Origin of the sequence: Mesorhizobium sp. IMUNJ 23232 (assembly GCF_044326205.1) — a bacterium.
GTDB lineage: Bacteria > Pseudomonadota > Alphaproteobacteria > Rhizobiales > Rhizobiaceae > Kumtagia.
This window is the reverse complement of the sequence record NZ_JBIRCY010000045.1, coordinates 36,481-59,142: the sequence shown is the minus strand read 5'-3', so window position 1 is coordinate 59,142 and position 22,662 is coordinate 36,481. Positions and strand designations below refer to the sequence as shown.

The following is a 22,662-nucleotide window of genomic DNA, read 5'->3' as shown; positions in this document are numbered from 1 at the left end:
CGGCGGCGGCAGGGGGATGCGTGGCGCATCATCGTCGAGCGACCGGATGCGCGGCACGGCATGCGCCGGAACATAGTTGCGGCGGATGCGGAAGGGATATTTCAGCGCATCGAGCAGCGAAAGGTTTAAGCTACGCGGCCTGGCGGCGCGCCGCTCGGCGGCCTTTTGCTCGGCTTCAAAGCGGGCAAAATCCTCCTGCGACAGGGCGACGGCGAGGCCGAGGCGGCGCATGGCGGCCACCGTGTCGGAAATTTTTGGTTTTGGCTTGCGCGGACGAAACGGCGGGAGCGTCACGACGATGCCTTGCGCCGCCGCGATGATCAGCCGCCGGGCGGCGGATTCGGCTGGGCGCAAGAGCAGAAGAATGGCGCGGTAGAGGTGGCGGGGCAGGCAGAGCGCCGGAGACGGCTTTTTCCGCCCCGTCTTTCCCGCCCGTCCCGGCCTCGGGGCGACAGCGGCTTCCCCGAGCACCAGGGACAGCGGCCTGCCAAAGCCCATCTCGGCCATGCCGACCAGCATCATGAGGATATGCTTCAGCGCCTGCCGGTATCGCTCGATTGTCACACTCGCGTCTCCAAAGTCCAATGCCGTCTCCTTTCGTTCCCACGCGGGAACCGGCGACAAGTATGAGGCAGGTTTTAGGGAGGGGGATGAGAAGGGGATAAAAATCGTGTTCGACGATGTTTCGCGTGTCGGGCGAGAGAAAGTGCAATCAGCAAAAACAATGGCTTGGTGGTGCCTGTCGGCGGGTGGCCAAGAAAATTTTTCGTTTGGCGGCGATTTTTCATCCCCGTTTTCGGTATGGTAGGCTGCTGTTTTCGGGACCGCCGGAGCGCTTCGTCACGGTTACGGCATGGTTCCTAGGGTCGCGCAGTTCGCTACGCTCCTGCTTGCCCTAGGACGACGAACACGTTGATGTCTTTGGCCAATCGCCAACGTTGGCGATTAGCGGAAACGCTCGACGCTTCGTCATCCCAGGGCGGAGCAGGAGCGAAGCGAGTGCGCAGACCCTGGGAACCATGCCGTACCGGTGGCGACGTGCTCCGGAGAGGTAGAACAATGTAGAGCAGGACGTCCCCCAAAAATAGAATGAAAATCGCCGCCTCGCGAAGAATGTCATGCTTGTAAAGCCAAGCGGAAACAGAGCGTTGAGCGCAAGCCGCGTGGATTTTTGCGAATCAAGCATGACCAGGGAGGCCGACAAAGCGGCGATCCGGATGCCCGGGCGATCAAAAATGGGAAAACTGGAAACTGTCCCCAGGGGAGCTTTTGCTGGCGGATTTTATTGAGCTGCATTGGCGGGCCTTTGCCAGCGTGGCGGCCCAGACCGCACGGCGGAGAAAGCGGGGTTTTGATCGGGCGGCCACCTTCCACAGGGGGGAAGAAGGGGCTTTCGCGTTTCGGCCAATCGTCAGTATCGGCGATTTGCAGTCAGGCTGGTGGCAGGCTCCATCTTCGAAACGGGGTGGGATGAGGGATGCCGGACAGCGCCGCCGTCGGCGAAGCCACCAACTTGCCTTGAGCGCCGGCGGCGCCCGCCAGCCGCAGCCAGCCGGGGCGGCACCGGTCAAAACCGAAAGAATTTCAGATCGTTAAAACCTTTTGTCGACTTGCCCGACAGCTATGCCGTTTCGTGTTCAAAACCCGCCTTTTCGTGCTTGCGGCTTTCTCTGCCGGCGGTTATAAGCCCGCGTCTGGTCGCGGAGTGTAGCGCAGTCTGGTAGCGCACGTCGTTCGGGACGACGGGGTCGCAGGTTCAAATCCTGCCACTCCGACCAGTTTTCCAAATCCTCTGCCTGCCTGGGACGCTCCCGCCGGGACGAGTATCCGGCGTCGCGTTTGATCCGAGGGCCTTCGCCGCGAGCGGCCAAGCCGGCTACCTGCCAACCGCCGTGGCAAATCGTTCGCGCGTCCCCTCCATCCGCGAATTCCTTGTCGAACCGTTGAGCCGGCTACGAGGCGCGTCGCATCGGGCGGCGTCCGGCTGAAGAAGGTTCGGCTCCTTCGCCGTCCAATGCTTTCGATATCTCCGCGACGGATTCCCGTACCGCCAAGGCCCGCGGCTTAATAACGCCCTGTTTTTCAGCCGCCTCGCCGAAAAAATTGAGCGTAGAACCGCCGCCGGTTCGCGGCGCCACATACAAAATTCTTTCAGAATTCACCAGAACAGGCTCGATATCCCTGTTCGTTAGCTTAATCCACATCGACGCCTCCCCAATACATCGCCATTCTTCCGATCCCGGGCGCACACTCACCATCGGACATGGCAATTTCGCACGTGGGGTTCCGAATACAAGCGCAGTCGAAAATCATACGACTACCAGCGGCGACCAGATTGCGAAACCGCAAAAAACCGGCGGCTCAACCGCTCTTCGAAGCGTTGCGCCCCCATTGGTGCGGCGTCAGCGGCAGGTGGGACGTCTCCTTCGGCGAGGAAAGCGCAATCAGCGTCTCGGTGCGCTGCACGCCGGGAACGGCCTTGACGATGGCGTTCAGGAAAGCCTCCAGGTCGCGCGTCGTATAGGTTCGCACCTTGAGCAGGTAGTTCCAAGCGCCGGTGACATGATGGCATTCGAGGATCGCCGTCTCGTTGGCGACGCGCTTGAGGAACACCTCCTCGGTCGCGGGATCGTTCCAGCCGACGAACACGAAGGCCAGCAGATCAAGGCGCAGCGCCGGCGCAGACAGTGTCGCGTGGACGCCCTCTATCACCCCTCGCTCGTGGAGTTTCCTGACGCGGTCGTTCACCGAGGAAACGGCCAGGCCCACGGCCTTGCCGAGTTCGGCGTAGGGCGTGCGGCCGTTTTCCTGGAGGAGGCTCAGGATCGTCCGGTCGGTCTCGTCCAGATCGTTCATCGTCTATGTCTGCCCGCACCACGACGTACGGTCAATTGCGATGCCGCAAAAATCAAGCCGCCAATCGGCGGATGCGGACAAATGACGGGTTAAATTGTCCTTATCCGGACAATATACGGACTACACCGCACAATGTCCGAAAATCTCTGGAAACCCCGGTATGACGCGCCTATAGCGCCTTCAACCGCGGCGAGCATGTCGCTACGTCAGGCATGCCGATACCGCTCAACCGACAGCCCGGAGGGCGCTCTCATGGCCACCATAACCTACGACTACGGAAAGATTCTCAACCCCGTCGTTCTCAGCGACGCCTACACCACCAACAATCAGGGCTCGCCCTCGATTGCCGTGTTGAAGGACGGCACGCTGGTGACCACGTTCGACCATTTCGGCACCACGCAATTGGCCATGACGGCCTACAAGGCCGGCACCAATCCTTCCAATTCGACGCCGCTGTTCGAAGACGCGCCGGTCAACTCGACGCTCAGCGGCGACCAGTTCGGCAGCCAGACGGTAGGACTTACCGGCGGCGGCTTCGTCACCATCTTCAACGATATGAGCTCCGGCGCGAACCAGGTCCGCTACCGCGTCTTCGACAGCAGCGGCAATGCGCTCGGCCCGGACGCGATCGTCTTCGACAGCTTCGAGACGACGAAGATGGGCGGCGTCGCCGCAATGAGCGACGGCGGCTTCGTCATCACCTTCGAGACGGACGATTCCACCGGCGACCAGAACGCCGACTTCGCCCGCTTCGACGCCAACGGCGTGCTGAAGGGCGGCTGGGCAATCGACGACCTGCCGCAGACCACCGCCGCCGCGCCGACGGTCGCGGCGCTGACGAATGGCGGCTTCGCGACCGCCTGGTCCGAACATGACGGCCAGAAATGGAAGACCTATGTCAGCAAATACAACGACAGCAATTCCTCGGTCACCGGCAAGATCCTGGTCGACAACATCGGCGGCGGCAGCGGCAACAGCCCGCAGATCATCGGCTTGAAGGATGGCGGCTTCGCCGTGGCCTATCTCGACTATTCGTCGGGCGATTTCGACCAGAAGATGCGTATCTACAACGAGGACGGCAGCGCCCGCACCGCCGCCTTCAAGATCAACCAGGTCACCGCCGGGACACAGCACAACCCGTCGCTCGCCCTGCTGGACAACGGCTTCATCGCCGTCACCTGGGACACCAAGCCGCCGGGTAGCGCCAACAGCGATATCGCCGCCAGAATATTCGACCGAAACGGGGTCGCGATAACGGGCGAGTTCAATATCGCGGCAGGCGGCTCCATTGAAAATGGCGGCGACGCGGTGGGCCTCGCGGGCGGCGTTCTTGCCCACGTCTACAGCACGTCGGATGCTACAGTCGACGGCAGCGGAAGCGCCGTCGTCTATACCGAAATGCAAATCACCCGCACGACCGTCGGTGACGGCACCGACGAGACGCTGAAGGGCGATGAACTCGTCGACAAGATCTTCGGGGCCGGCGGCAAGGATACGATTACCGCGGGCGGCGGCGACGATATCGTGGAGGGAGGAGCCGGCGGCGACAAGCTGGATGGCGGCAGCGGCCTCAACACGCTGAGCTATGAAAGCTCGACCGTCGGTGTCGAGATCGACCTGGCTGGTGGCACTACCAAATACGGAGACGCGGCAGGCGACACCATCGTCTACAACTCGTTCTTCAAGGTCATCGGTTCCGCGATAGGCGACGACATTCTGTACGGCACCACCGGCAACAACCGGCTGTATGGCGGCGGCGGCAAGGACACGCTGGTCGGAAACGGCGGCCACGACGTGCTTTCGGGCGAGGGCGGCGACGATTTCCTCGTTGCGTCGAAGAGCACGGGCAGCACGTTCGACGGCGGCGATGGGATCGACTGGATCAGCTATGAATCGGAAACGGTCGGGATAACGCTCAATCTCGACGGCAGCGTCAATGCCGGCGGCGCCAGCAACGACAAGGTCTATGGGATCGAGAATGTCTATGGGTCATCTCATGACGACACGATCACCGGCACCGACGGCGTCGACAACGTGCTCGACGGCGGCGAAGGGTTGGACAAGCTCCTCGGCCTTGGCGGCAACGATACGCTGAAGGGTGGGATCGGCAGCGACACGCTCGACGGCGGCAAGGGCACGGACACGCTGGAGGGCGGCCAGGACGACGACACTTTGATCGTCGACGCGGCCGGCGACATCGTCGTCGAGGTTGCCGGAGGAGGCGCCGCCGATCGTGTCATGGCGCGGGCGAGCTACACGCTGGCGGTGGATGCCGACATCGAGAAGCTGACGACAACCTCCTCGGCGGGAGTGTCGGCGATCGACCTCACCGGCAACAAGCTGTCGCAGGAAATCGCCGGCAATGCCGGCGAGAACACGCTGAAGGACGGCGGCGGCGCGGCCGACGTCCTGCGCGGACTGGAGGGCAACGACACCTATCTGGTCTACAGCGTCGGCACGACCATCGTCGAAAGCGCCACCCAGGGGGCGCTGGACAAGGTGCTGTCGAACATCGACTTTGGGCTCGGAGCGGGCGTCCATGTCGAGCATCTCGCCACCACCAACGGCGCCGGGGCGTCGGGGATAGACCTGACCGGCAACGAGATCGCTCAAACGGTGATCGGCAATGCCGGCTCCAACATCCTCGACGGCAAGGAGGGGTCGGACACGCTGACGGGTCTCAGCGGCATGGACTTCTTCGTGTTCTCGACGGCGCTGGGCGCGGCAAATGTCGACGAGATCACCGACTTCAGCGTGGCCGCGGATACGATCCAACTCGACGACGCCGTCTTCGCGGCCGTTGGAGGACCGGGGGCGGTCGCGGCGGGCGCGTTCCGCGCCAATGCGACCGGTGTCGCGGCCGACGCGGACGATCGTATCGTCTACGAAACCGACACAGGAAAGCTGTTTTATGACGCCGACGGCAATGGCGCGGGAGCCGGCATCCACTTCGCGACCGTTGCGGCCGGGCTTTCGCTCACCAATGCGGATTTCGAAGTGATCTGAACGACTTCGGGAATAGCTCCGATGAGCACGGTCTCAGATCAACGGACGGTCTCGCTGGTCCCCTCGCCGAACGAGGCCGTCTTCATCCGGGACCGCCTCGTCGGTGTTGGCGTAGGTTCCCTCTCCGGCATCGCCGGCAATCCCGGGATCCTGCGCCTCATCAACCGAGCTGCGGTCGGTCTCGTCGCCGGTGCGGCGCTCCTCCTGCGGTTTTCCGTCAGGCGTCAGTCTTGGCGGACGCGCATATTCGGTCATGACACTTCTCCACGTTTGAGAGCGAAACGCGGCGCCCTGGAAGGAGTTGCAGGCCGAAAAAAGACAACGCCCGCGCTTTGAGCGCGGGCGTATTCAGATTCGATGGATTGCCGAGATCAGCAACGGGCGATGTAGCGACGCCCATCGCGGCCGCGATAGTAGCACTTGCCCGGCTGGTCGGCCACGTTGCCGATCAGCGCGCCCACCGCCGTACCAGCGATGCCGCCAAGGACCGCGCCGCCGGCGTCGCCGCTGGCCAGACCACCGATAAGCGCACCGCTCGCACCGCCGATCACTGCGCCCTTTTCGGTATTTGTGCAGCCAGCCACGCCAGCCGCGACTGCCAGGACGATCAAAATCTTCTTCATGGGTGGAAATCCCTCTCTCGCTTCGACGTGTTTCGTAACGTCCGGCAAAGCGTAACGTTCCCTCGGCATCGCCGCAAGGAGCGTCATGAATCTTGGCTAACCGTCCTTCCGTTACAATCGCAAGGCGCGCGGCATGTAGCGGTTACATAGCGTTTGTAAGCTTCAACCATTCCAGATGGATATGCCTTAGGGACCCGGCCTCTTGCCCCAATGCCGGGTCTCATTTTCTTTAAAGACCAGCCGAATCAAAGACCTAGCCCGCCGCGCGGAACCTTGTCTCGTCGACAGCGGCTGCCATCAGGGTGCGGGTGTAATCCTCATGCGGACGGTCGAAGATCGCCTCGGTTTCACCCTGCTCGACGATCCTGCCGTCCTTCATGACGATGATGTAGTCGGCCATGGCGCGCACGACCGAAAGGTCGTGGCTGATGAACAAATAGGAGAGTTCGTGGGCCTGCTGGAGATCGCGCAGCAGTTCGACGATCTGCTTCTGGACCGACCGGTCGAGGGCGGATGTCGGCTCGTCGAGGACGACCACCTTGGGTTTCAAAATCATGGCGCGGGCGATTGCGATACGCTGGCGCTGGCCGCCCGAAAATTCGTGCGGATAGCGGTTGCGCATGGCGGGATCGAGACCGACCTCGCGTAGCGCCTCGATGGCGCGCCGGTCGCGCTCGGCCCTGGAAAGGCCGGGCTCATGCACGAGCAGGCCTTCGGTGACGATCTGGCCGACCGTCATGCGCGGCGAGAGCGACCCGAACGGATCCTGGAATACGAGTTGCAACTCGCGCCGCAACGGCTGCATCGCCTCGCGGTCCGCCTTGCCGATGTCCTTCATGCCGAACCGGATGATACCCTCGCTCGGCAGCAGGCGCAGCAGCGCGCGGCCGAGCGTCGACTTGCCCGACCCTGATTCGCCGACGATGCCGATCGTCTGCTGCTGCCGCAAGGCGAGGGATATCTTGTCGACAGCGCGCAGGACCATCGGGTCCCCGGCAAGAAACCCGCCGCCGATCCGGAACGTGACCTCGACGTTGCGTCCTTCCAGGATGATCGGCGCTCCGGCAGGCGGCGGCGCCTTGTGTCCCGTCGGCTCGGCGGCGAGCAGCATTTTCGTATAGTCGTGCTTCGGCGCGGAGAAGATCGCAGTAGTAGCCCCCTCCTCCACTACCTCGCCGTAGCGCATGACATAGACCCGGTCGGCCAGCCGGCGGACGATGCCGAGGTCGTGGGTGATGAAGACGATGGCCATGCCGAACTTGCGCTGAAGCTCGGCCAGCAGCCTCAGTATCTGCGCCTGGACCGTGACGTCGAGCGCGGTCGTCGGCTCGTCGGCAATCAGGATGTCGGGATCGTTGGCAAGCGCCATGGCGATCATGACGCGCTGCCGCTGACCGCCGGACATCTCGTAGGGATAGGATTTGAAGCGGCGCTGCGGCTCCGGAATACGGACGAGTTCCAGCAGGCGCAAGGCCTCGGCCCGCGCTTGCTCCGCGTTGAGCCCGCGATGCCGCCTGATCGGTTCCATCAACTGGCTGCCGATCGTATAGAGCGGGTCAAGCGAGGTCATCGGCTCCTGGAAGATCATGCTGATCTTCGAGCCGCGGACCTTGTTCAGCTCGCTCTTGGAAAGCCCAAGCAGGTTGCGGCCGCGATATTCCACCGCTCCGGTGGCGCTGCCGTTCGACGCCAGCAGGCTCATCGCCGCCATCATGGTCTGGCTCTTGCCCGAGCCGGACTCACCGACGATCGCCACGGTCTCGCCGGCCTTGACGTGAAGGTTGATGCCCTTGACCGCATCTACCGTGCCGTCGAGCGTGCGAAACCGGACGCGCAGGTCCTTGACGGCGAGGATCGGATTTTCTTCCGCCATGGTCAGCGGTCCTTCGGATCGAGCGCATCGCGCAGCCCGTCGCCGACGAAATTCAAGGCGAACAGGGTGGAGACGAGGAACACCGCCGGAAACAGCAGCAGCCAGTTCGCGGTGCCGATGTTCTTGGCTCCGACCGAGATCAGCACGCCCCAACTGGTCATCGGCTCCTGCACGCCGAGCCCGAGGAACGACAGGAAGCTCTCGAGGATGATCACCTGCGGCACCAGCAGCGTCATGTAGATGACGACGACGCCAAGCAGGTTCGGTACGATGTGGCGGATCAATATGCCGGTGCGCGATACGCCGAGAGCTTCGGCCGCCTGCACATATTCCTGCCGCCGGATCGACAGCGCCTGGCCGCGCACGATGCGGGCCATGTCCAGCCACAGCACCGCGCCGACCGCCAAGAACATCAGCACGAAGTTTCGGCCGAAGAACACCACCAGCATGATGACGAAGAAGATGAAGGGCAGTGAGTAAAGCACGTCGACGATGCGCATCATCACTTCGTCGGTACGGCCGCCGAGGAAACCCGCCGTCGCGCCATAGAGCACGCCGATCACCACCGCCACGACGCCGGCCAGAAGCCCGATCGCCAGCGAGACGCGCCCCGCCATCAGCGTCCGGGACAGCAGGTCGCGGCCGGTATTGTCGGTGCCGAACAGGAAATATTGCTGCTTGATCGCCGCACTCATGGTCATCGTCAGGCCGTCGGCGGACTTGTCCTCAACCTTGGCGTCGTCGAACGTATCGGAACGGTCGATGTAGCGAGTGTTGCGGTCGTCGATTTCGCGCGAGGAAGTGACCGTCACGAAGATGCGCTCGCCCTCCTGATGCCATTCCTTGAGATCGACGCGCATGCGCTTCAACACCTCGGTCAGCGCCGTCTCGATCATGTCGGCCTTTGGGTAGGACGTGAGGCTGGGCGGCGTGCGTACATAGTCGCCGTAGATCGTCGTGTATTGGTGCGGCACGAACCAGGGACCGGCGATGCAGACGACGGCCATCAGGCCGAGATAGATCAGGCTGACCATGGCCGCCCGATTGGCCTTAAGCCGCGCCCAGGCGTCGCCCCAGAAGGAACGGCCGGCAACGGCATGTTCCATCACCGCCTCAGTCATAGCGCACCCGGGGATCGACCACGGCGTAGAGAATGTCGACGATGAGGTTGAACAGAATTGTGAAGATCGCGATCACCACGACCGTTCCCATCACCAGCGTGTAGTCGCGGTTGAGCGCCGCGTCGACGAAGTAGCGTCCGACGCCCGGAACCGCGAAGATGGTCTCGACGATGATGGAGCCGGTGAGAAGGGCGGCCGCCGCGGGTCCGGCATACGAGACGATCGGCAGCAGAGCGCCGCGCAGCGCGTGCCGCACCACCACCGACCACTCCGACAGGCCGAGCGCGCGTGCCGTGCGGATATGGTGGGAGCGCAGCGATTCGATCATAGAGCCGCGCATCAGCCGCGCCACGATCGCAATCTGCGGCAAGGCCAGTGTCAGAACCGGGCCGATCTTGTTCAGCAGCGCGCCGCCACCCCAGCCGCCGATGGGCAGAAGGTGCCAAGTCAGGCCGAACAGAAGCTGGATCACCGGCGCGATCACGAAGGTCGGAATGGTGCTGCCGGCCGTCGCGGTGGCAATGACCGCATAGTCCGCCGTCCTGTTCTGGTTCAAAGCCGCAACGATACCCAGCGTCGAGCCCACGAGAAGAGCAAGGACAAGTGCTGACGCGCCAAGCTGGATCGAGATCGGCAGGCCGTTGGCGAAGAGCTCGCCCACGGTAAAATCCGGGAGATTGTAGCTCGGGCCGAAATTGCCGTGCAGCAAGTTCTTGAGATAATTGAAATATTGAAGCCAGAGCGGGTCGTTCAACCCGAACTGCGCCTCCAGATTCGCCCTGATCTCAGGGCTTAGCCCGCGCTCCTGGTTGAACGGTCCGCCGGGCGCTACCCGGATCAGGAAGAACGCCAGCGTTACGATGACAAACAGCGTGGGTATGGCCGTGAGAAGGCGCCTGATGACATAGATCAGCATGAGGGCAAGACCTCGTTAACAGCCCGCGAGCCGCTCCACGCGCGTGGAGCGGCAATTTTGCGGACAGTCTTATTCAGTCTTGCTGATAAAGCGCGACGGATGGACGTCCATGATATTGTCGTCGAAGCCGGCCAGCTTCGGCGAGACGATGTTGTGGAAGTTGTAATAGAGCAGCGGGATGATGGCGACGTCGTTGACGACTTCCCGCTCGGCTTCACCCAGGAGCTTCATGCGCTCTTCAGGATTGCCGCCGGCGGCCGCCGCCTTGTCCATCAACTCCTCGAACTTCGGGCTGTTGTAGTTTGAGTAGTTGTTGCCGCTTGCCTTCCTCAGCGTACCCAGGAAAGTCTCCGGATCCTGATAATCGGCAATCCAGCCGATGCGGGCCACGTCATAGTCGCCCTTCTGCTCCAGGAAAGCGTAGTGCGTCTTGGTGTCGGTGTTGAGCAGCGAGACTTCGATGCCAAGGGGCTTCAACTGCTCCTGGATGGCAACGGCCGTGTTCTTGTGGTTCTCCGACGTATTGTAGCGGATTTCCATCTTCAGCGGCTTGTCGGGACCGTAGCCCAGCTTTTCCAGAACCGCCTTGGCTTCGTCCTCGCGGTCGATCTGCGACTTGTCGGCATAGGTCGCTATCGCCGCCGTATAACCAACGGTGCCGGGCGGAACCATCGAGTAGCCGGGGGACATCGAATTGTTCCAGACCTTCTCGGCGAGGAAGTCGCGGTCGATCGCTTCCGAGATCGCGTTGCGCAGCTCGACATTGTCCCAGGGAGCCTTGTCGGTCTTGATGGCGTAGTAGTAGCTGCCGAGATAGGGCGCGACGCGGACTTGGTCGCCGAACTTGGCCTTCAGATCGGCCAACTGTTCGGTGGGCAGGTCGTCATAGCTGTCCAGTTCGCCAGCCTCGTAACGCTTCATCGCGGAGGAGCGGTCCTCGGTCGGGACGAAGTTGACGACGTCGATCTTGATATTGGCGGCGTCATAGAATTTCGGGTTCTTGACCATCTTGATATGGTCGTTCGGCACCCATTCGGCGAGCGTGAAGGCGCCGTTGGAGACCAGCTTGCCCGGCTTGATCCAGTCGGTGGGATCTTTTTCGATCGCTGCCTTGTTGACGGGATAGGCGGCCTGGTGCGTCAGCATTTCCAGGAAATACGGTGTCGGCGCCTTCAGCGTCACCTCCAGCGTGTTGGCGTCGACCGCCTTCACGCCCATGTCTTCCGGCTTCGCCTTGCCGGTGTTGACTTCCTCGGCATTGACGATCGGATAGAGCATCGATGCGTATTCGGCGCCGGTCGCCGGATCCTCGAGGCGGCGGAACGAATAGACGAAGTCCTCGGCGGTTACCGGGCTGCCGTCCGACCAGGTCGCGCCGGCACGCAGCTTGAACGTGTAGGTCTTGCCGTCATCCGATACGGTCCAGCTTTCGGCCGCACCAGGGATCAACGCCGCCTTGGCGTCCTGCATGACGAGACCCATGAACAGGTCGCGCAGCACATGCGCTTCATAGACCGTCGAGGTCTTGTGCGGGTCGACCGATTCCGGTTCCGCCGCGCTGCCGCGATTGTAGACCACTTCGGCAAAGGCCGGCGCGAGCATCATCCCGCCAGCAGCCGTCAGGCTCACGGTAAATACCGTCGCCTTCAACAGGTTTCGCATCTTCATTTGTCTGATCTCCCACTTGGCCGCAGCCCCTCAGCCGCGACATGCGCCTTTTTGTGCCGGACGACGCCGGCACGGTGAATGCAGCCCGGATTGCCCGTGGCCGCTCCGTGCGCCGACACTAGCACCGGCGAAGGCTATTTCAACTGCTGCGTGGATAACCCAGAGGAAGGTAGATGCTGACGGCTATTCGCCGGCGGCCCCGACCCTCCTGCAACCGGGGATCGTATCCGGGTATGCGGCACCATTCATGCCATGCGGCCAAGAAAGACTCCCATGGGCGGCAGGCGGAGGCTCTTTCCGTTCAAAGCTCCGTCGGCGCCCGGGAAGCCGATCGCCGTCGCTCCGACCGCATCGCCCGGGAGTTCGGCTTCGAGGGTTTCGTCCGAGAAATTGAAGGCGCAGAGCAGTTTTTCATTGCCCGCCTCGCGCGTGAACAGCAGCACATCCTCGGGCGAGGCCAGCAGCTCGATCGAGCCCTTCACCAACGGCTGCTCGCCCTTGCGGAACGCCAGCACCTGGCGGTAGCGCGCAAGCACGGAATCGGCGGCGTGGTCCTGTTGATCAACCGCCAGGCTGCGGTGCGTGTCCGGCACCGGCAGCCAGGGCTTGCCTGTGGAAAAGCCGGCGGCAGGGGCATCGTGCTGCCACGGCATCGGCGTGCGGCAGCCGTCGCGTCCCTTGAAGCCCGGCCAGAAGCGGATGCCATAGGGATCGACCAGATCCTCGAAGGCAAGGTCCGCCTCTTCCAGCCCGAGTTCCTCGCCCTGATAGATGCAGATCGAGCCACGCAGGCAGGCGAGCAAGGCGATTGCGTATTTTGCCGTGGCCGCCGGCGAGGCGCCCGGCCTGGTCCAGCGGGTGACGTGGCGGATCACATCGTGGTTGGAAAACGCCCAGCAGATCCAGCCGTCGGTCACCGACGTCTCGAATGCAGTGATGCATTTTTTGACATGCGCAGCGGAGAAATCCGGGCCGAGCATGTCGAATGTGTAGGACATGTTGAGCTTGTCGCCGCCCGACGTATAGGCCGCGACCGTTTTCAACGACCGCTGGCCGTCGCCCACCTCGCCCACCGAGGCGCGGTTGTCGTATTTATTCAGCAGCGCCCGGAACCGCTTGAGGAAAAGGAGGTTTTCCGGCTGCGTCTTGTCGTGCAGGTGGTTCTGGTATTCGTAGGGATTGGTCTGCACCGCCTTCGCGGCCTTGCTCATGCGCAGCGGCGGGTTGTCGCGCAGTTTTTCGTCGTGGACGTAGAAATTCACCGTATCCAGCCGGAAGCCGTCCACCCCGCGATCCAGCCAGAATTTTACCGCCGCCAGCAGCGCGTCCTGCACCTGCGGATTGTGGAAGTTGAGATCGGGTTGCGAGGTGAGGAAATTGTGCAAAAAATATTGCTTGCGCACCGAATCCCATTCCCAGGCCGGCCCGCCGAAGATGGACAGCCAGTTGTTGGGCGCCGAGCCGTCGGGCTTTGGATCGGCCCAGACATACCAGTCGGCCTTCGGGTTCTTGCGGCTTGCCCGGCTCTCGACAAACCACGGATGGCGGTCGGACGAATGCGACAGCACCTGGTCGATGATGATCCTGAGCCCCAGCCGGTGCGCCTCGGCAATCATGGCGTCGAAATCGTCGAGTGTGCCAAACATCGGGTCGACCGCGCAATAATCCGAAACGTCGTAGCCCATGTCGGCCATGGGCGACTTGAAGAATGGCGACAGCCACACCGCATCGACGCCGAGCGAGGCAATGTGGCCGAGGCGGCGCGTGATGCCCTTCAGATCGCCGCTGCCGTCGCCGGTCGTGTCCTGGTAGGAGCGCGGATAGACTTGGTAGATCGCGCAGCCGCGCCACCAGTCGGACGATTCATTCATTCGGCTTTCTCCACGAAACAGGCGCATGTTCGGCCGGCTATCACCAGCGGGCCGGCAGGATCGGATCGCTGCTCGCCGGTAAGGTTTGTCCAACGGAAGCCGGCGCGGTCCGGCAGCACAATCGCAGTCGCGCGGCGGTCGCCGTTGATGACGATGGCGATGCGCGAACCGTCCTCAGCGGCAAGGACCATCGTCAGCCCGCTGCGGCCGCCATCATTCCAGTCCTGCTCGGCCATCGGCCTGCCGACCTCGGTAAGCCATTCGACGTCAGGCAATCCGGCCTCGTTCGCTCGGCCGGTCAGGAACGTGCAATCGCGCAACGTCGGCAATTCTCTGCGGATCGCGGCAAGCGTGAACGCGAACTCCTCGAGCACTTTATCGCGGTTGCGCCAGTCGAGCCAGGAGATCGGATTGTCCTGCGCGTAGGCATTGTTGTTGCCCTGCTGCGAGCGGCCGAACTCGTCACCGGCGGTCAGCATGATCGTGCCGCGCGAGAAGAACAGCGTGGCCAGCAGCGCCTTCAAGTCGCGGCGGCGCTCGGCGAGGATTGCGGCATCGGCCGTCTCACCCTCGATGCCGTTGTTCCAGGAGAAATTCTCGTTGTGGCCGTCGCGATTCATCTCGCCATTGGCCTCGTTGTGCTTGCGCTCGTAGGCGACGAGGTCGGCGAGCGAAAACCCGTCATGCGCGGCGAGGAAATTCACGGTTCGGGTTGCGACGCCTTTGAACACGTCGGACGAACCGGCCAGCCGTGTCGCCAGCGTGCCGACCATGCCGCGGTCGCGCCGCCAGAAGCGCCTGATGTCATCGCGGAACCGGTCGTTCCATTCGAGGAATGGCGCAGGGAAATTGCCGAGCTGATAGCCGTCCGGGCCGATGTCCCAAGGCTCGGCGATCATCACGCGATCGTTGAGAATAGCATCCTCACGCATCGCCCTGAGAAGGGGGGCGTCGGGGTTGAAGCCATCATCGTTGCGTCCAAGGATGGGCGCGAGGTCGAAGCGGAACCCGTCGACGCCGGCATAGCGAACGAAGTGCCGCAGCGAATCCAGCACAAGTTCCCGCACCACCGGACGGTCGCAGGCGAGCGTGTTCCCGGTGCCCGTATCGTTGACGAGCTTTCCGGGGTCATCCGGCGCGTAGCGGTAATAGGTTTGGTTATCGAGCCCGCGCAGCGACAGCGTCGGCCCGAATTCGTCGCTCTCGCCGGTATGATTGAAAACCAGATCGAGGATGACGCCGATGCCGGCTTTGCGTAGCGCCGCCACCGTCTCCCGCAATTCCGCAATTCCGCCCGGCGCGATGCGCGGATCGAGCGCCATGAAGGAGACGGGGTTGTAGCCCCAGGCATTGGTCAGGCCGAGCGGTCCGAGGTGGCGCTCGTCGATCCATGCGGTCACTGGCATCAGTTCGACTGCCGACACATTCAGCCTGAGGAGATGGTCGATGACAGCCGGATGCGCGAGCGCGGCGATTGTCCCTCGCAGTTTCTCCGGCACATCCGGATGCAGTTTCGAGAAGGCCCGAACCTGGACCTCGTAGATCAGTCCTCCCGGCGAAAACAGCGGCGGCTCGGCCTTCACCGGCTCCGGCAGGGCGGTGACGACCGCCTTCGGCATGAGCGCCGCCGTGTCGCCGCCCGCCCCGCGCTTCAGCGCCAGCCGCATGTCGTAGGCATAGGGCCGGTCGATCGCGACCGCGTATGGGTCCATCAACAGCTTGTCGGGATCGAACCAGAGGCCTTGATCGGGCGCGTAGGGACCTTCAGCGCGAAAGCCATAGCGCGCGCCGGCGGGCAAGCCGGGAACCGTCGCCGAAAACACGCCGCCCTGCCCTGCCCGCAACTCGATGCGGCCGGTTTCAGAATCGCCATCGAAAAGGCAGAGCCAGATACGCTCAGCCGAGGCGGACCAGACGGAAAAATCTACACCCGCTCGGGTCGGGCGCGCTCCAAATCTCGGCTCCGCCAAAACGGAGGATTTTTGATCCATCAGGTGATAACGCTCGGCTTGTTCCTGCCGGTGTGGCTGCGGATTCCGGCGATATCATCGGCGGCGGCGAGGAGATCGGCAAGCGCTTCCTGCGTATCGAGATCGAGCCGCGACTGCTCGTAGCGCTCGACATAAAGCCGCAGTGTCGCGCCGGAGGTGCCGGTGCCGGAAAGCCGGATGACGAAGCGTGAGCCACCCTCGAACAGGACGCGGATGCCTTGATGCTCGCTGATCGAGCCGTCGACCGGGTCGTGATAGGCGAAATCGTCGGCTTTCTCGATCGTCAGCCCGCGCAGCTTCGTACCCGGCAGCGCGTCGAGCTTGGCCCGCAGTTCCAGCACAAGCTGATTGGCGGCATTCGAATCCACTTCTTCGTAGTCGTGGCGCGAATAATAGTTGCGGCCATAGGTCGCCCAGTGTTTTTCGGCGATCGCCTTGGCGCTCTCCTTGCGCACGGCCAGGATGTTCAGCCACAGCAGCACCGCCCAAAGCCCGTCCTTCTCGCGCACATGGTCGGAGCCCGTGCCGGCGCTTTCCTCGCCGCAGATCGTCGCCATGCCGGCGTCGAGCAGATTGCCGAAGAACTTCCAGCCGGTCGGCGTTTCATACATGCCGACGCCGAGCTTTGCTGCAACCCGGTCCGCGGCGCCGCTGGTCGGCATGGAACGGGCGATGCCCTTCAAGCCGGCTTTGTAGCCCGGCGCCAGATGCGCGTTGGCCGCCAGCATCGCCAGCGAGTCCGACGGCGGGATGAAGATGCCCTTGGCGATGATCAGGTTGCGGTCGCCGTCGCCGTCGGAGGCGGCGCCAAAATCCGGCGCGTTCGGCCCCATCATCTCGTCATAGAGATGTTTCGCATGAACGAGGTTCGGGTCGGGATGTTGCCCGCCAAAATCCTCCAGAGGCTTGAAGTTCCGCGCCGTGCCGTTCGCCGCTCCCAGCCGGTTTTCGAGGATTTCCTTGGCGTAGGGACCGGTCACGGCATGCATGGCGTCGAAGCGCATGCGGAAGCCGCCCTTGAACATGGCGCGGATCGCGTCGAAATCGAACAGCGTCTCCATCAGTTCGGCATAGTCCTTGACCGGATCGATGACCTCGACAGTCATGCCGGCTGCATCGAAAGTCTTCACCGTGTCGATGTCGACCGCGCCGATATCGGCGATCTTGTAGCTCGAAATCGCGCGGGTGCGCGCGAAGATCGCATCGGTGATCTTCTCCGGCGCCGGCCCACCATTGCCGATATTGTATTTTATGCCGAAATCCTCGTGCGGTCCGCCGGGGTTGTGGCTGGCGGACAGGATGAGCCCGCCGAACGCCTTGTATTTGCGGATGATGTTGGAGGCGGCCGGTGTCGACAGGATGCCGCCCTGGCCGACGATCACCTTGCCAAAACCGTTGGCGGCGGCCATGGCAATCGCCTTCTGGATCACCTCGCGGTTATAGAACCGGCCGTCCCCGCCGATCACCAGCGTCTTGCCGGCAAAACCCTCCAGCGCGTCAAACACCGACTGGATGAAATTTTCCGCATAGTTCTTCTGCTGGAAGACCGGCACCTTCTTGCGCAGGCCGGAGGTTCCGGGTTTCTGGTCGGCATAGGGGGTGGTTTCGACGGTTCGCGTCATGCCTCAGGCCGCTTTCCTTGCGATCAGTGATTTGTAGAGCTCGGCGTATTTGGCGGCGCTCCTGTGCCAGGAGACGTCGGCTTTCATTCCCTGCTTCTGGATCGTGCCCCATGTAGCGCGGTCGGAATGCAGGTCCACCATGCGGCGCACCGCCTGCATGAGTGCTGCGCCGCTCTCCGGCGCGAATTGCAGCCCAGTCGCCACGCCTGCCGCAACAGCCGCCTCGTTGGCATCGATGATCGTGTCGGCAAGCCCGCCGGTGCGCGCTACCATCGGCACGCAGCCATAGCGCAAGCCGTAGAGTTGGGTCAGCCCGCAGGGTTCGAAACGCGAGGGGATGACGATCGCGTCGCAGCCGCCCTGCATGATGTGCGACAGCGCCTCATCATAGCCGATGACGACGCCTACCCTGCCCCGATGCCGCGCGGCGGCGGCGTGCAGCGCGCCCTCCAGCCCGGAATCGCCGGAGCCGAGCACGGCGATCTTGACGCCGGCATCCACGATCTGGTCGACCACGGCGGCAAACACGTCCATGCCCTTCTGCCAGGTCAGCCGGCTTATCACGCAAACCAGCGGGTCCTTGTCGGCATCGAGGCCGAAGCGCTGTTCGACCGCCCGCCGGTTGAGCTCCCGCGCCTTCAGCGTCGACCGGGAAAATTGCGACACGAGATAGCGGTCGTTCGCCGGGTCCCAGGTTTCAGGATCGATGCCGTTGACGATGCCGTGCAGGTCGACGGCGCGGCTGTTGATCAGCCCGTCGAGACCCATGCCGAATTGCGGCGACCGGATCTCCTGCGCATAGGTCGGGCTCACCGTGGTAATCGCCCAGGCCGATTGAAGGCCGGCCTTCAGATAGCCGACGCCGCCGTAATATTCGACGCCGTCCAGCGCCATAGCCTGCGGCGGCAGGCCGAGTTCGGGAAAGATCGCGGAGCCGAATTGCCCCTGGAAGGCCAGGTTGTGAACGGTGATGACGGACGGCACGCCGACCGCCTTGCCGAAGCGCATATAAGCCAGCGTCAGCGCCGCCTGCCAGTCATGGACATGCACGAGGTCGGGCTGATATCCTGAAACCGCGCCTGCGGCGATGTCGGCTCCGACCTGGCTAAGCGCGGCGAAGCGCCGCCAGTTGTCCGGCCAGTCCTTGCCTCCCGCGTCGCCATAAGGCCCGCCGATGCGGTCGAAGAGATGCGGCGCGTCGAGGACGAACAGGTCGAGTTCGCCAACCTTCGCCGCATGGATGGCCGCCTTGCCGCCCTGAAGCTCGGCATATTGGTGGACCGGTTTCTTTTTCTTGAAGGCCGCCATCACAACCGGATAGCCGGGCACCAGCGTACGCGTCGTCACGCCGTGCTTGTCCAGCGCGATCGGCAGCGCCCCGGTCACGTCGGCCAGGCCGCCGGTCTTGATCAGCGGGTAGATTTCCGGCGTGACGGCGAGAACCTGCATTCAGCGTCTCCAATGCAAGCACTGGGGACAGTTTACTTTTTCCGCCCGCGCCCACATTGAAGCGCTTCGGCCATTCCGCGGAAAGAAAGTAAACTGTCCCCGGCACTCGACTTCATCAGGCCAACCTGTCGATCATCGGCTGAGTAATCAGGCAGATGCCCTTCTCCGACACGCGGAACCGCTTCTTGTCGAGTTCCGCATCCTCGCCGACGACCAGCCCCTCAGGGATAATCACCCCGTGGTCGAGCACCGCGCGCTTCAGGCGCGACTTGCGGCCGACGACGCAGTCCGGAAGCATCACCACCTCGTCGAGGGTCGAGTAGGAATTGATGCGCGCGCCGGTGAAGATCAGGCTGCGCTTCAGCGATGCGCCGGAAATGATACAATCGCCGGACACCAGCGACGACACCGCCATGCCGCGCCGCCCGTCCTCGTCATGGACGAACTTCGCCGGCGGCTTCAACTCGGCATAGGTCCAGATCGGCCAATCCCGGTCGTAGAGGTCGAGTTCCGGCGTCACGTCGGTCAGGTCGATATTGGCTTCCCAATAAGCGTCCACCGTTCCCACATCACGCCAGTAGGCCTCGTTCTCGGCGCTGGAGCGCACGCAGGATTTTGTGAAGCGATGCGCCACGGCTTTTCCGTGCTCGACAATGTAGGGGATGATGTCCTTGCCGAAATCCCGGCTCGACGAGGAATCATTGGCGTCGCGGCGCAACTGGTCCATCAGGAACTTGGTCTTGAAGACATAGATGCCCATCGACGCCAGCGCGAAGTCGGGCTTGTCCGGGATGCCGGGCGGGTCGGCCGGCTTCTCGATGAAGGCGACGATGTTGTCCTTTTCGTCGACATGCATCACGCCGAAACCGGTCGCTTCCATACGCGGCACTTCCAGGCATCCGACCGTCACGTCGGCGCCGGCGTCGACATGCTGGCGCAGCATCAGTTCGTAGTCCATCTTGTAGATGTGGTCGCCGGCGAGGATGACCATGTATTCGGGGCCATAGGCCTCGATGATGTCGATGTTCTGGAACACCGCGTCGGCCGTGCCCTCGTACCACTGCGTCTCCGAAACGCGCTGGCTGGCCGGCAGGATGTCAAAACTTTCGTTGCGCTCCGGCCGCAGAAAATTCCAGCCCCGCTGCAAGTGGCGTATCAGCGAATGCGCCTTGTATTGGGTCGCGACGGCGAGGCGGCGGATGCCGGAATTCAGCGCGTTGGACAGCGCGAAGTCGATGATGCGCGTCTTGCCGCCGAAATAGACCGCCGGCTTGGCGCGCCGGTCGGTCAGTTCCTTGAGGCGGCTGCCGCGCCCGCCCGCCAGCACATAGGCCATGGCGTCGCGCGCCAGGGGCTGGTTTCTTTTGAGTTCCACCATCTAGTCCTCCCAAGCTTGCTCATTCGCCGGCGAATTCCAGCATGATCGTTGAAAGCGGCGGCAGCAACATCGTCGCTTTCACTCCCCCTTGTCCGGCGCGCGCCTCGACGGCGCCACCATTGCCTTTTCCCGAGCCGCCATAGTCGGAGGCGTCGGTGTTCATGATCTCGCGCCACTTGCCGGCCCTGGGCATCGGCACCTCGTAGAAATCGCGCTGTATCGGCGTGAAATTGCAGACGACCACGATCGGATCGTGCTCCGGCGCGTTGCGCGCCCAGGCAAACACCGAATTCTGCCGGTCGTCGACGATCAGCCAGTTGAAACCTTCCGGCTCGCAGTCGCGCGCATGCAGGGCCGGCCGCGAGCGGTAGAGGTAATTCAGGTCGCGGACCGTCGCGCGCACGCCGCGATGCGGGGCGTAATCGAGCAGGAACCAGTCGAGCGCCCGTTCCTCGCTCCATTCGCTGCGTTGCGCGAATTCCTGCCCCATGAACAGCAGCTTCTTGCCGGGATAGCCCCACATGAACCCGTAATAGGCGCGCAACGTCGCGAATTTCTGCCAGTCGTCACTGCCGGACATTTTTGAGATCAGCGTGCCTTTGCCATGCACGACCTCGTCATGGGAAAGCGGCAGCACGAAGTTCTCGCTGAAGGCGTAGACCAGGCCGAAGGTGATCTGGTCGTGATGGTGTTTCCTGAAAATCGGCTCCTTGGCGAAATACTCCAGGGTGTCGTGCATGAAACCCATGTTCCACTTGAAGCCGAAGCCCAGCCCGCCCTCATAGACGGGCTGCGAAACCTTCGGCCAGGAGGTGGATTCCTCGGCGATCGTCACGACGCCGGGATGCGTGCCGTAGACCGCGACATTCATCTCCTGGAGGAATTTTACCGCCTCTAGGTTTTCCCGACCGCCCTTCTCGTTGGGTATCCACTCGCCCTGTTTTCGCGAGTAGTCGAGATAAAGCATCGAGGCGACGGCATCGACGCGCAGGCCGTCAAGGTGGAATTTTTCGGCCCAGTAGATGGCGTTGTTGACGAGGAACGACACCACCTCGCGGCGCCCGAAATTGTAGATCGCCGTGTTCCAGTCGGGATGGAACCCCTTGCGCGGGTCCGCATGCTCGTAGAGCGCGGTGCCGTCGAACCAGACAAGCCCGTGCTCGTCGACCGGGAAATGCGCCGGCACCCAGTCGAGGATGACGCCGATGCCGGCGCGGTGTGCGCCGTCGACAAAACGCGCGAAACCGTCGGGATCGCCGAAGCGCGCGGTCGGCGCGTAGAGGCCGGTGGTCTGATATCCCCACGACGGGTCATAGGGGTGCTCGGTGATCGGCAGGAATTCTATGTGGGTGAAGCCGGTGTCGACGACATAGGGGATCAACCGGTCGGCAAGTTCGTCCCATGACAGGAACGTGCCGTCGTCACGCCTTTGCCACGAGCCGGCATGGACCTCGTAGATGGACATCGCCTCGCGCCGTGCGTCGGCGCGCGCCCAGTAGGATTTATGCGCCTCGTCACCCCATTTGTGGGTGAGCGGCGCGGTGGTGATCGAGGCGGTCGCCGGGCGGAGTTCCGAATGGAAGGCGAAGGGATCGGCCTTCAGCGGCAACCTTTGCCCTTTAGGCCCCAGTATCTCGTATTTGTAGGCCCGCCCGGCGCCGATGTCCGGTAAAAAAATCTCCCAGATGCCGGTATCCTGGCGAAAGCGCATCGGGTGGCGGCGGCCGTCCCATTCGTTGAAGTCGCCGACCACCGACACCCGGCGGGCGTTCGGCGCCCAGACCGCGAAATGCACGCCGGAGGCGCCTTCATGGTCGATCAGATGCGCGCCGAGCTTGTCGAAGAGCCTGAGATGCGTGCCCTCGGCGATGTAATAGTCGTCCATCGGCCCCAGCACGGGGCCGAAGGAGAAAGGGTCCGTCAGCCACCAGTCGCCGGTGGCGTTGCGGGCATGATATCTGATCGGCTGGCGCTTGCGGATCGTCAACTTGCCTTCGAAGAAGCCGGCGTCATGCCGACGCGAAAGCTCGCCGATCTTCTTTCCCTGCAAGGTGTAGGCCGTGACGAATTCGGCATTCGGCACGAAACACCGCGCCACAAGGCCGGTTTCGGCCTGCTGCGGGCCGAGAACTGCGAAAGCGTCGCGATGGCGGCCGGCGACGATGGCGTCGACGTCCCGCTGGGCGGCGGAGACCGCCGATTTCGGAGCCGCGACCTGACGCGTCTTCTTCATCGTCCGACTTTCCTCCCTCCGGCGGGCACTGCTCTTGCGGCAGCTTTCCCGAATT

At 63.1% G+C, this 22,662-nt stretch carries 15 protein-coding genes, 1 tRNA gene and 1 pseudogene; 2 read left to right on the top strand and 15 right to left on the bottom strand.

Going from position 1 to position 22,662, the window contains the following annotated elements:
- Nucleotides 1-585, bottom strand: a pseudogene (locus ACH196_RS27120) (hypothetical protein); the annotation flags it as partial.
- A 1,116-nt stretch (nt 586-1,701) separates the two neighbouring features.
- Between ACH196_RS27120 and ACH196_RS27115 the strand changes: the two are divergent.
- Nucleotides 1,702-1,778, top strand: a tRNA-Pro gene (locus ACH196_RS27115).
- Nucleotides 1,779-1,952: 174 nt separating this feature from the next.
- On the opposite strand, the gene ACH196_RS27110 is transcribed toward ACH196_RS27115, so the two are convergent.
- Complete coding sequence (locus ACH196_RS27110) at nt 1,953-2,204, bottom strand: hypothetical protein (protein WP_396649970.1); 252 nt, start codon at nt 2,202-2,204, stop codon at nt 1,953-1,955.
- 157 nt (nt 2,205-2,361) lie between these two features.
- On the bottom strand, nt 2,362-2,856 hold the full coding sequence (locus ACH196_RS27105; RefSeq protein ID WP_396649969.1) for an Lrp/AsnC family transcriptional regulator: 495 nt from the start codon (nt 2,854-2,856) through the stop codon (nt 2,362-2,364).
- 252 nt (nt 2,857-3,108) lie between these two features.
- On the opposite strand from ACH196_RS27105, the gene ACH196_RS27100 reads away from it, so the two are divergent.
- A complete protein-coding gene (locus ACH196_RS27100; RefSeq protein ID WP_396649968.1) occupies nt 3,109-5,862 on the top strand; it encodes a beta strand repeat-containing protein in 2,754 nt (917 codons plus the stop codon).
- A gap of 33 nt (nt 5,863-5,895) precedes the next feature.
- Here ACH196_RS27100 and ACH196_RS27095 read toward each other — a convergent pair whose 3' ends face one another.
- From ACH196_RS27095 to glgB, 12 genes are all read right to left on the bottom strand, one after another.
- Nucleotides 5,896-6,117, bottom strand: coding sequence for a hypothetical protein (locus ACH196_RS27095; RefSeq protein ID WP_396649967.1), 222 nt, complete (start codon nt 6,115-6,117; stop codon nt 5,896-5,898).
- A 116-nt stretch (nt 6,118-6,233) separates the two neighbouring features.
- Nucleotides 6,234-6,485, bottom strand: coding sequence for a glycine zipper domain-containing protein (locus tag ACH196_RS27090; RefSeq protein ID WP_396649966.1), 252 nt, complete (start codon nt 6,483-6,485; stop codon nt 6,234-6,236).
- Between the two features lie 253 nt (nt 6,486-6,738).
- Nucleotides 6,739-8,358, bottom strand: coding sequence for an ABC transporter ATP-binding protein (locus ACH196_RS27085; RefSeq protein WP_396649965.1), 1,620 nt, complete (start codon nt 8,356-8,358; stop codon nt 6,739-6,741).
- A 2-nt stretch (nt 8,359-8,360) separates the two neighbouring features.
- The gene (locus tag ACH196_RS27080; RefSeq protein ID WP_396649964.1) at nt 8,361-9,464 is read right to left on the bottom strand and encodes an ABC transporter permease; all 1,104 of its coding nucleotides are present in this window, start codon (nt 9,462-9,464) and stop codon (nt 8,361-8,363) included.
- 7 nt (nt 9,465-9,471) lie between these two features.
- Complete coding sequence (oppB, locus tag ACH196_RS27075) at nt 9,472-10,395, bottom strand: oligopeptide ABC transporter permease OppB (RefSeq protein ID WP_396649963.1); 924 nt, start codon at nt 10,393-10,395, stop codon at nt 9,472-9,474.
- Between the two features lie 69 nt (nt 10,396-10,464).
- Nucleotides 10,465-12,063: a peptide ABC transporter substrate-binding protein gene (locus tag ACH196_RS27070; protein ID WP_396649962.1), complete on the bottom strand. Its 1,599-nt coding sequence runs from the start codon at nt 12,061-12,063 to the stop codon at nt 10,465-10,467.
- Between the two features lie 245 nt (nt 12,064-12,308).
- The gene (locus ACH196_RS27065) at nt 12,309-13,934 is read right to left on the bottom strand and encodes an alpha-glucosidase family protein (protein ID WP_396649961.1); all 1,626 of its coding nucleotides are present in this window, start codon (nt 13,932-13,934) and stop codon (nt 12,309-12,311) included.
- On the bottom strand, nt 13,931-15,925 hold the full coding sequence (gene glgX / locus ACH196_RS27060; protein WP_396649960.1) for a glycogen debranching protein GlgX: 1,995 nt from the start codon (nt 15,923-15,925) through the stop codon (nt 13,931-13,933). Before glgX ends, ACH196_RS27065 begins: the two co-directional genes overlap by 4 nt.
- Entirely contained in the window at nt 15,925-17,547 is a 1,623-nt protein-coding gene (locus ACH196_RS27055; protein ID WP_396649959.1) for an alpha-D-glucose phosphate-specific phosphoglucomutase, read from the bottom strand. The genes glgX and ACH196_RS27055 overlap by 1 nt, the downstream gene beginning before the upstream one ends.
- 3 nt (nt 17,548-17,550) lie before the next feature.
- Nucleotides 17,551-18,996: a glycogen synthase GlgA gene (gene glgA / locus ACH196_RS27050; protein ID WP_396649958.1), complete on the bottom strand. Its 1,446-nt coding sequence runs from the start codon at nt 18,994-18,996 to the stop codon at nt 17,551-17,553.
- Nucleotides 18,997-19,111: 115 nt separating this feature from the next.
- Nucleotides 19,112-20,374, bottom strand: coding sequence for a glucose-1-phosphate adenylyltransferase (glgC, locus tag ACH196_RS27045; RefSeq protein ID WP_396649957.1), 1,263 nt, complete (start codon nt 20,372-20,374; stop codon nt 19,112-19,114).
- Between the two features lie 19 nt (nt 20,375-20,393).
- Complete coding sequence (gene glgB, locus ACH196_RS27040; RefSeq protein WP_396649956.1) at nt 20,394-22,607, bottom strand: 1,4-alpha-glucan branching protein GlgB; 2,214 nt, start codon at nt 22,605-22,607, stop codon at nt 20,394-20,396.
- Nucleotides 22,608-22,662 lie beyond the last annotated feature (55 nt).

Coding starts and splice junctions, on each gene's coding strand:
- ACH196_RS27105 (WP_396649969.1), bottom strand. CDS start 2,856: ATGAACGATCTGGACGAGACCGACCGGACGATCCTGAGCCTCCTCCAG.
- glgX (WP_396649960.1), bottom strand. CDS start 15,925: ATGGATCAAAAATCCTCCGTTTTGGCGGAGCCGAGATTTGGAGCGCGC.
- ACH196_RS27065 (WP_396649961.1), bottom strand. CDS start 13,934: ATGAATGAATCGTCCGACTGGTGGCGCGGCTGCGCGATCTACCAAGTC.
- ACH196_RS27070 (WP_396649962.1), bottom strand. CDS start 12,063: ATGAAGATGCGAAACCTGTTGAAGGCGACGGTATTTACCGTGAGCCTG.
- oppB (WP_396649963.1), bottom strand. CDS start 10,395: ATGCTGATCTATGTCATCAGGCGCCTTCTCACGGCCATACCCACGCTG.
- ACH196_RS27100 (WP_396649968.1), top strand. CDS start 3,109: ATGGCCACCATAACCTACGACTACGGAAAGATTCTCAACCCCGTCGTT.
- ACH196_RS27055 (WP_396649959.1), bottom strand. CDS start 17,547: ATGACGCGAACCGTCGAAACCACCCCCTATGCCGACCAGAAACCCGGA.
- ACH196_RS27080 (WP_396649964.1), bottom strand. CDS start 9,464: ATGGAACATGCCGTTGCCGGCCGTTCCTTCTGGGGCGACGCCTGGGCG.
- glgA (WP_396649958.1), bottom strand. CDS start 18,996: ATGCAGGTTCTCGCCGTCACGCCGGAAATCTACCCGCTGATCAAGACC.
- glgB (WP_396649956.1), bottom strand. CDS start 22,607: ATGAAGAAGACGCGTCAGGTCGCGGCTCCGAAATCGGCGGTCTCCGCC.
- ACH196_RS27110 (WP_396649970.1), bottom strand. CDS start 2,204: ATGTGGATTAAGCTAACGAACAGGGATATCGAGCCTGTTCTGGTGAAT.
- ACH196_RS27095 (WP_396649967.1), bottom strand. CDS start 6,117: ATGACCGAATATGCGCGTCCGCCAAGACTGACGCCTGACGGAAAACCG.
- ACH196_RS27085 (WP_396649965.1), bottom strand. CDS start 8,358: ATGGCGGAAGAAAATCCGATCCTCGCCGTCAAGGACCTGCGCGTCCGG.
- ACH196_RS27090 (WP_396649966.1), bottom strand. CDS start 6,485: ATGAAGAAGATTTTGATCGTCCTGGCAGTCGCGGCTGGCGTGGCTGGC.
- glgC (WP_396649957.1), bottom strand. CDS start 20,374: ATGGTGGAACTCAAAAGAAACCAGCCCCTGGCGCGCGACGCCATGGCC.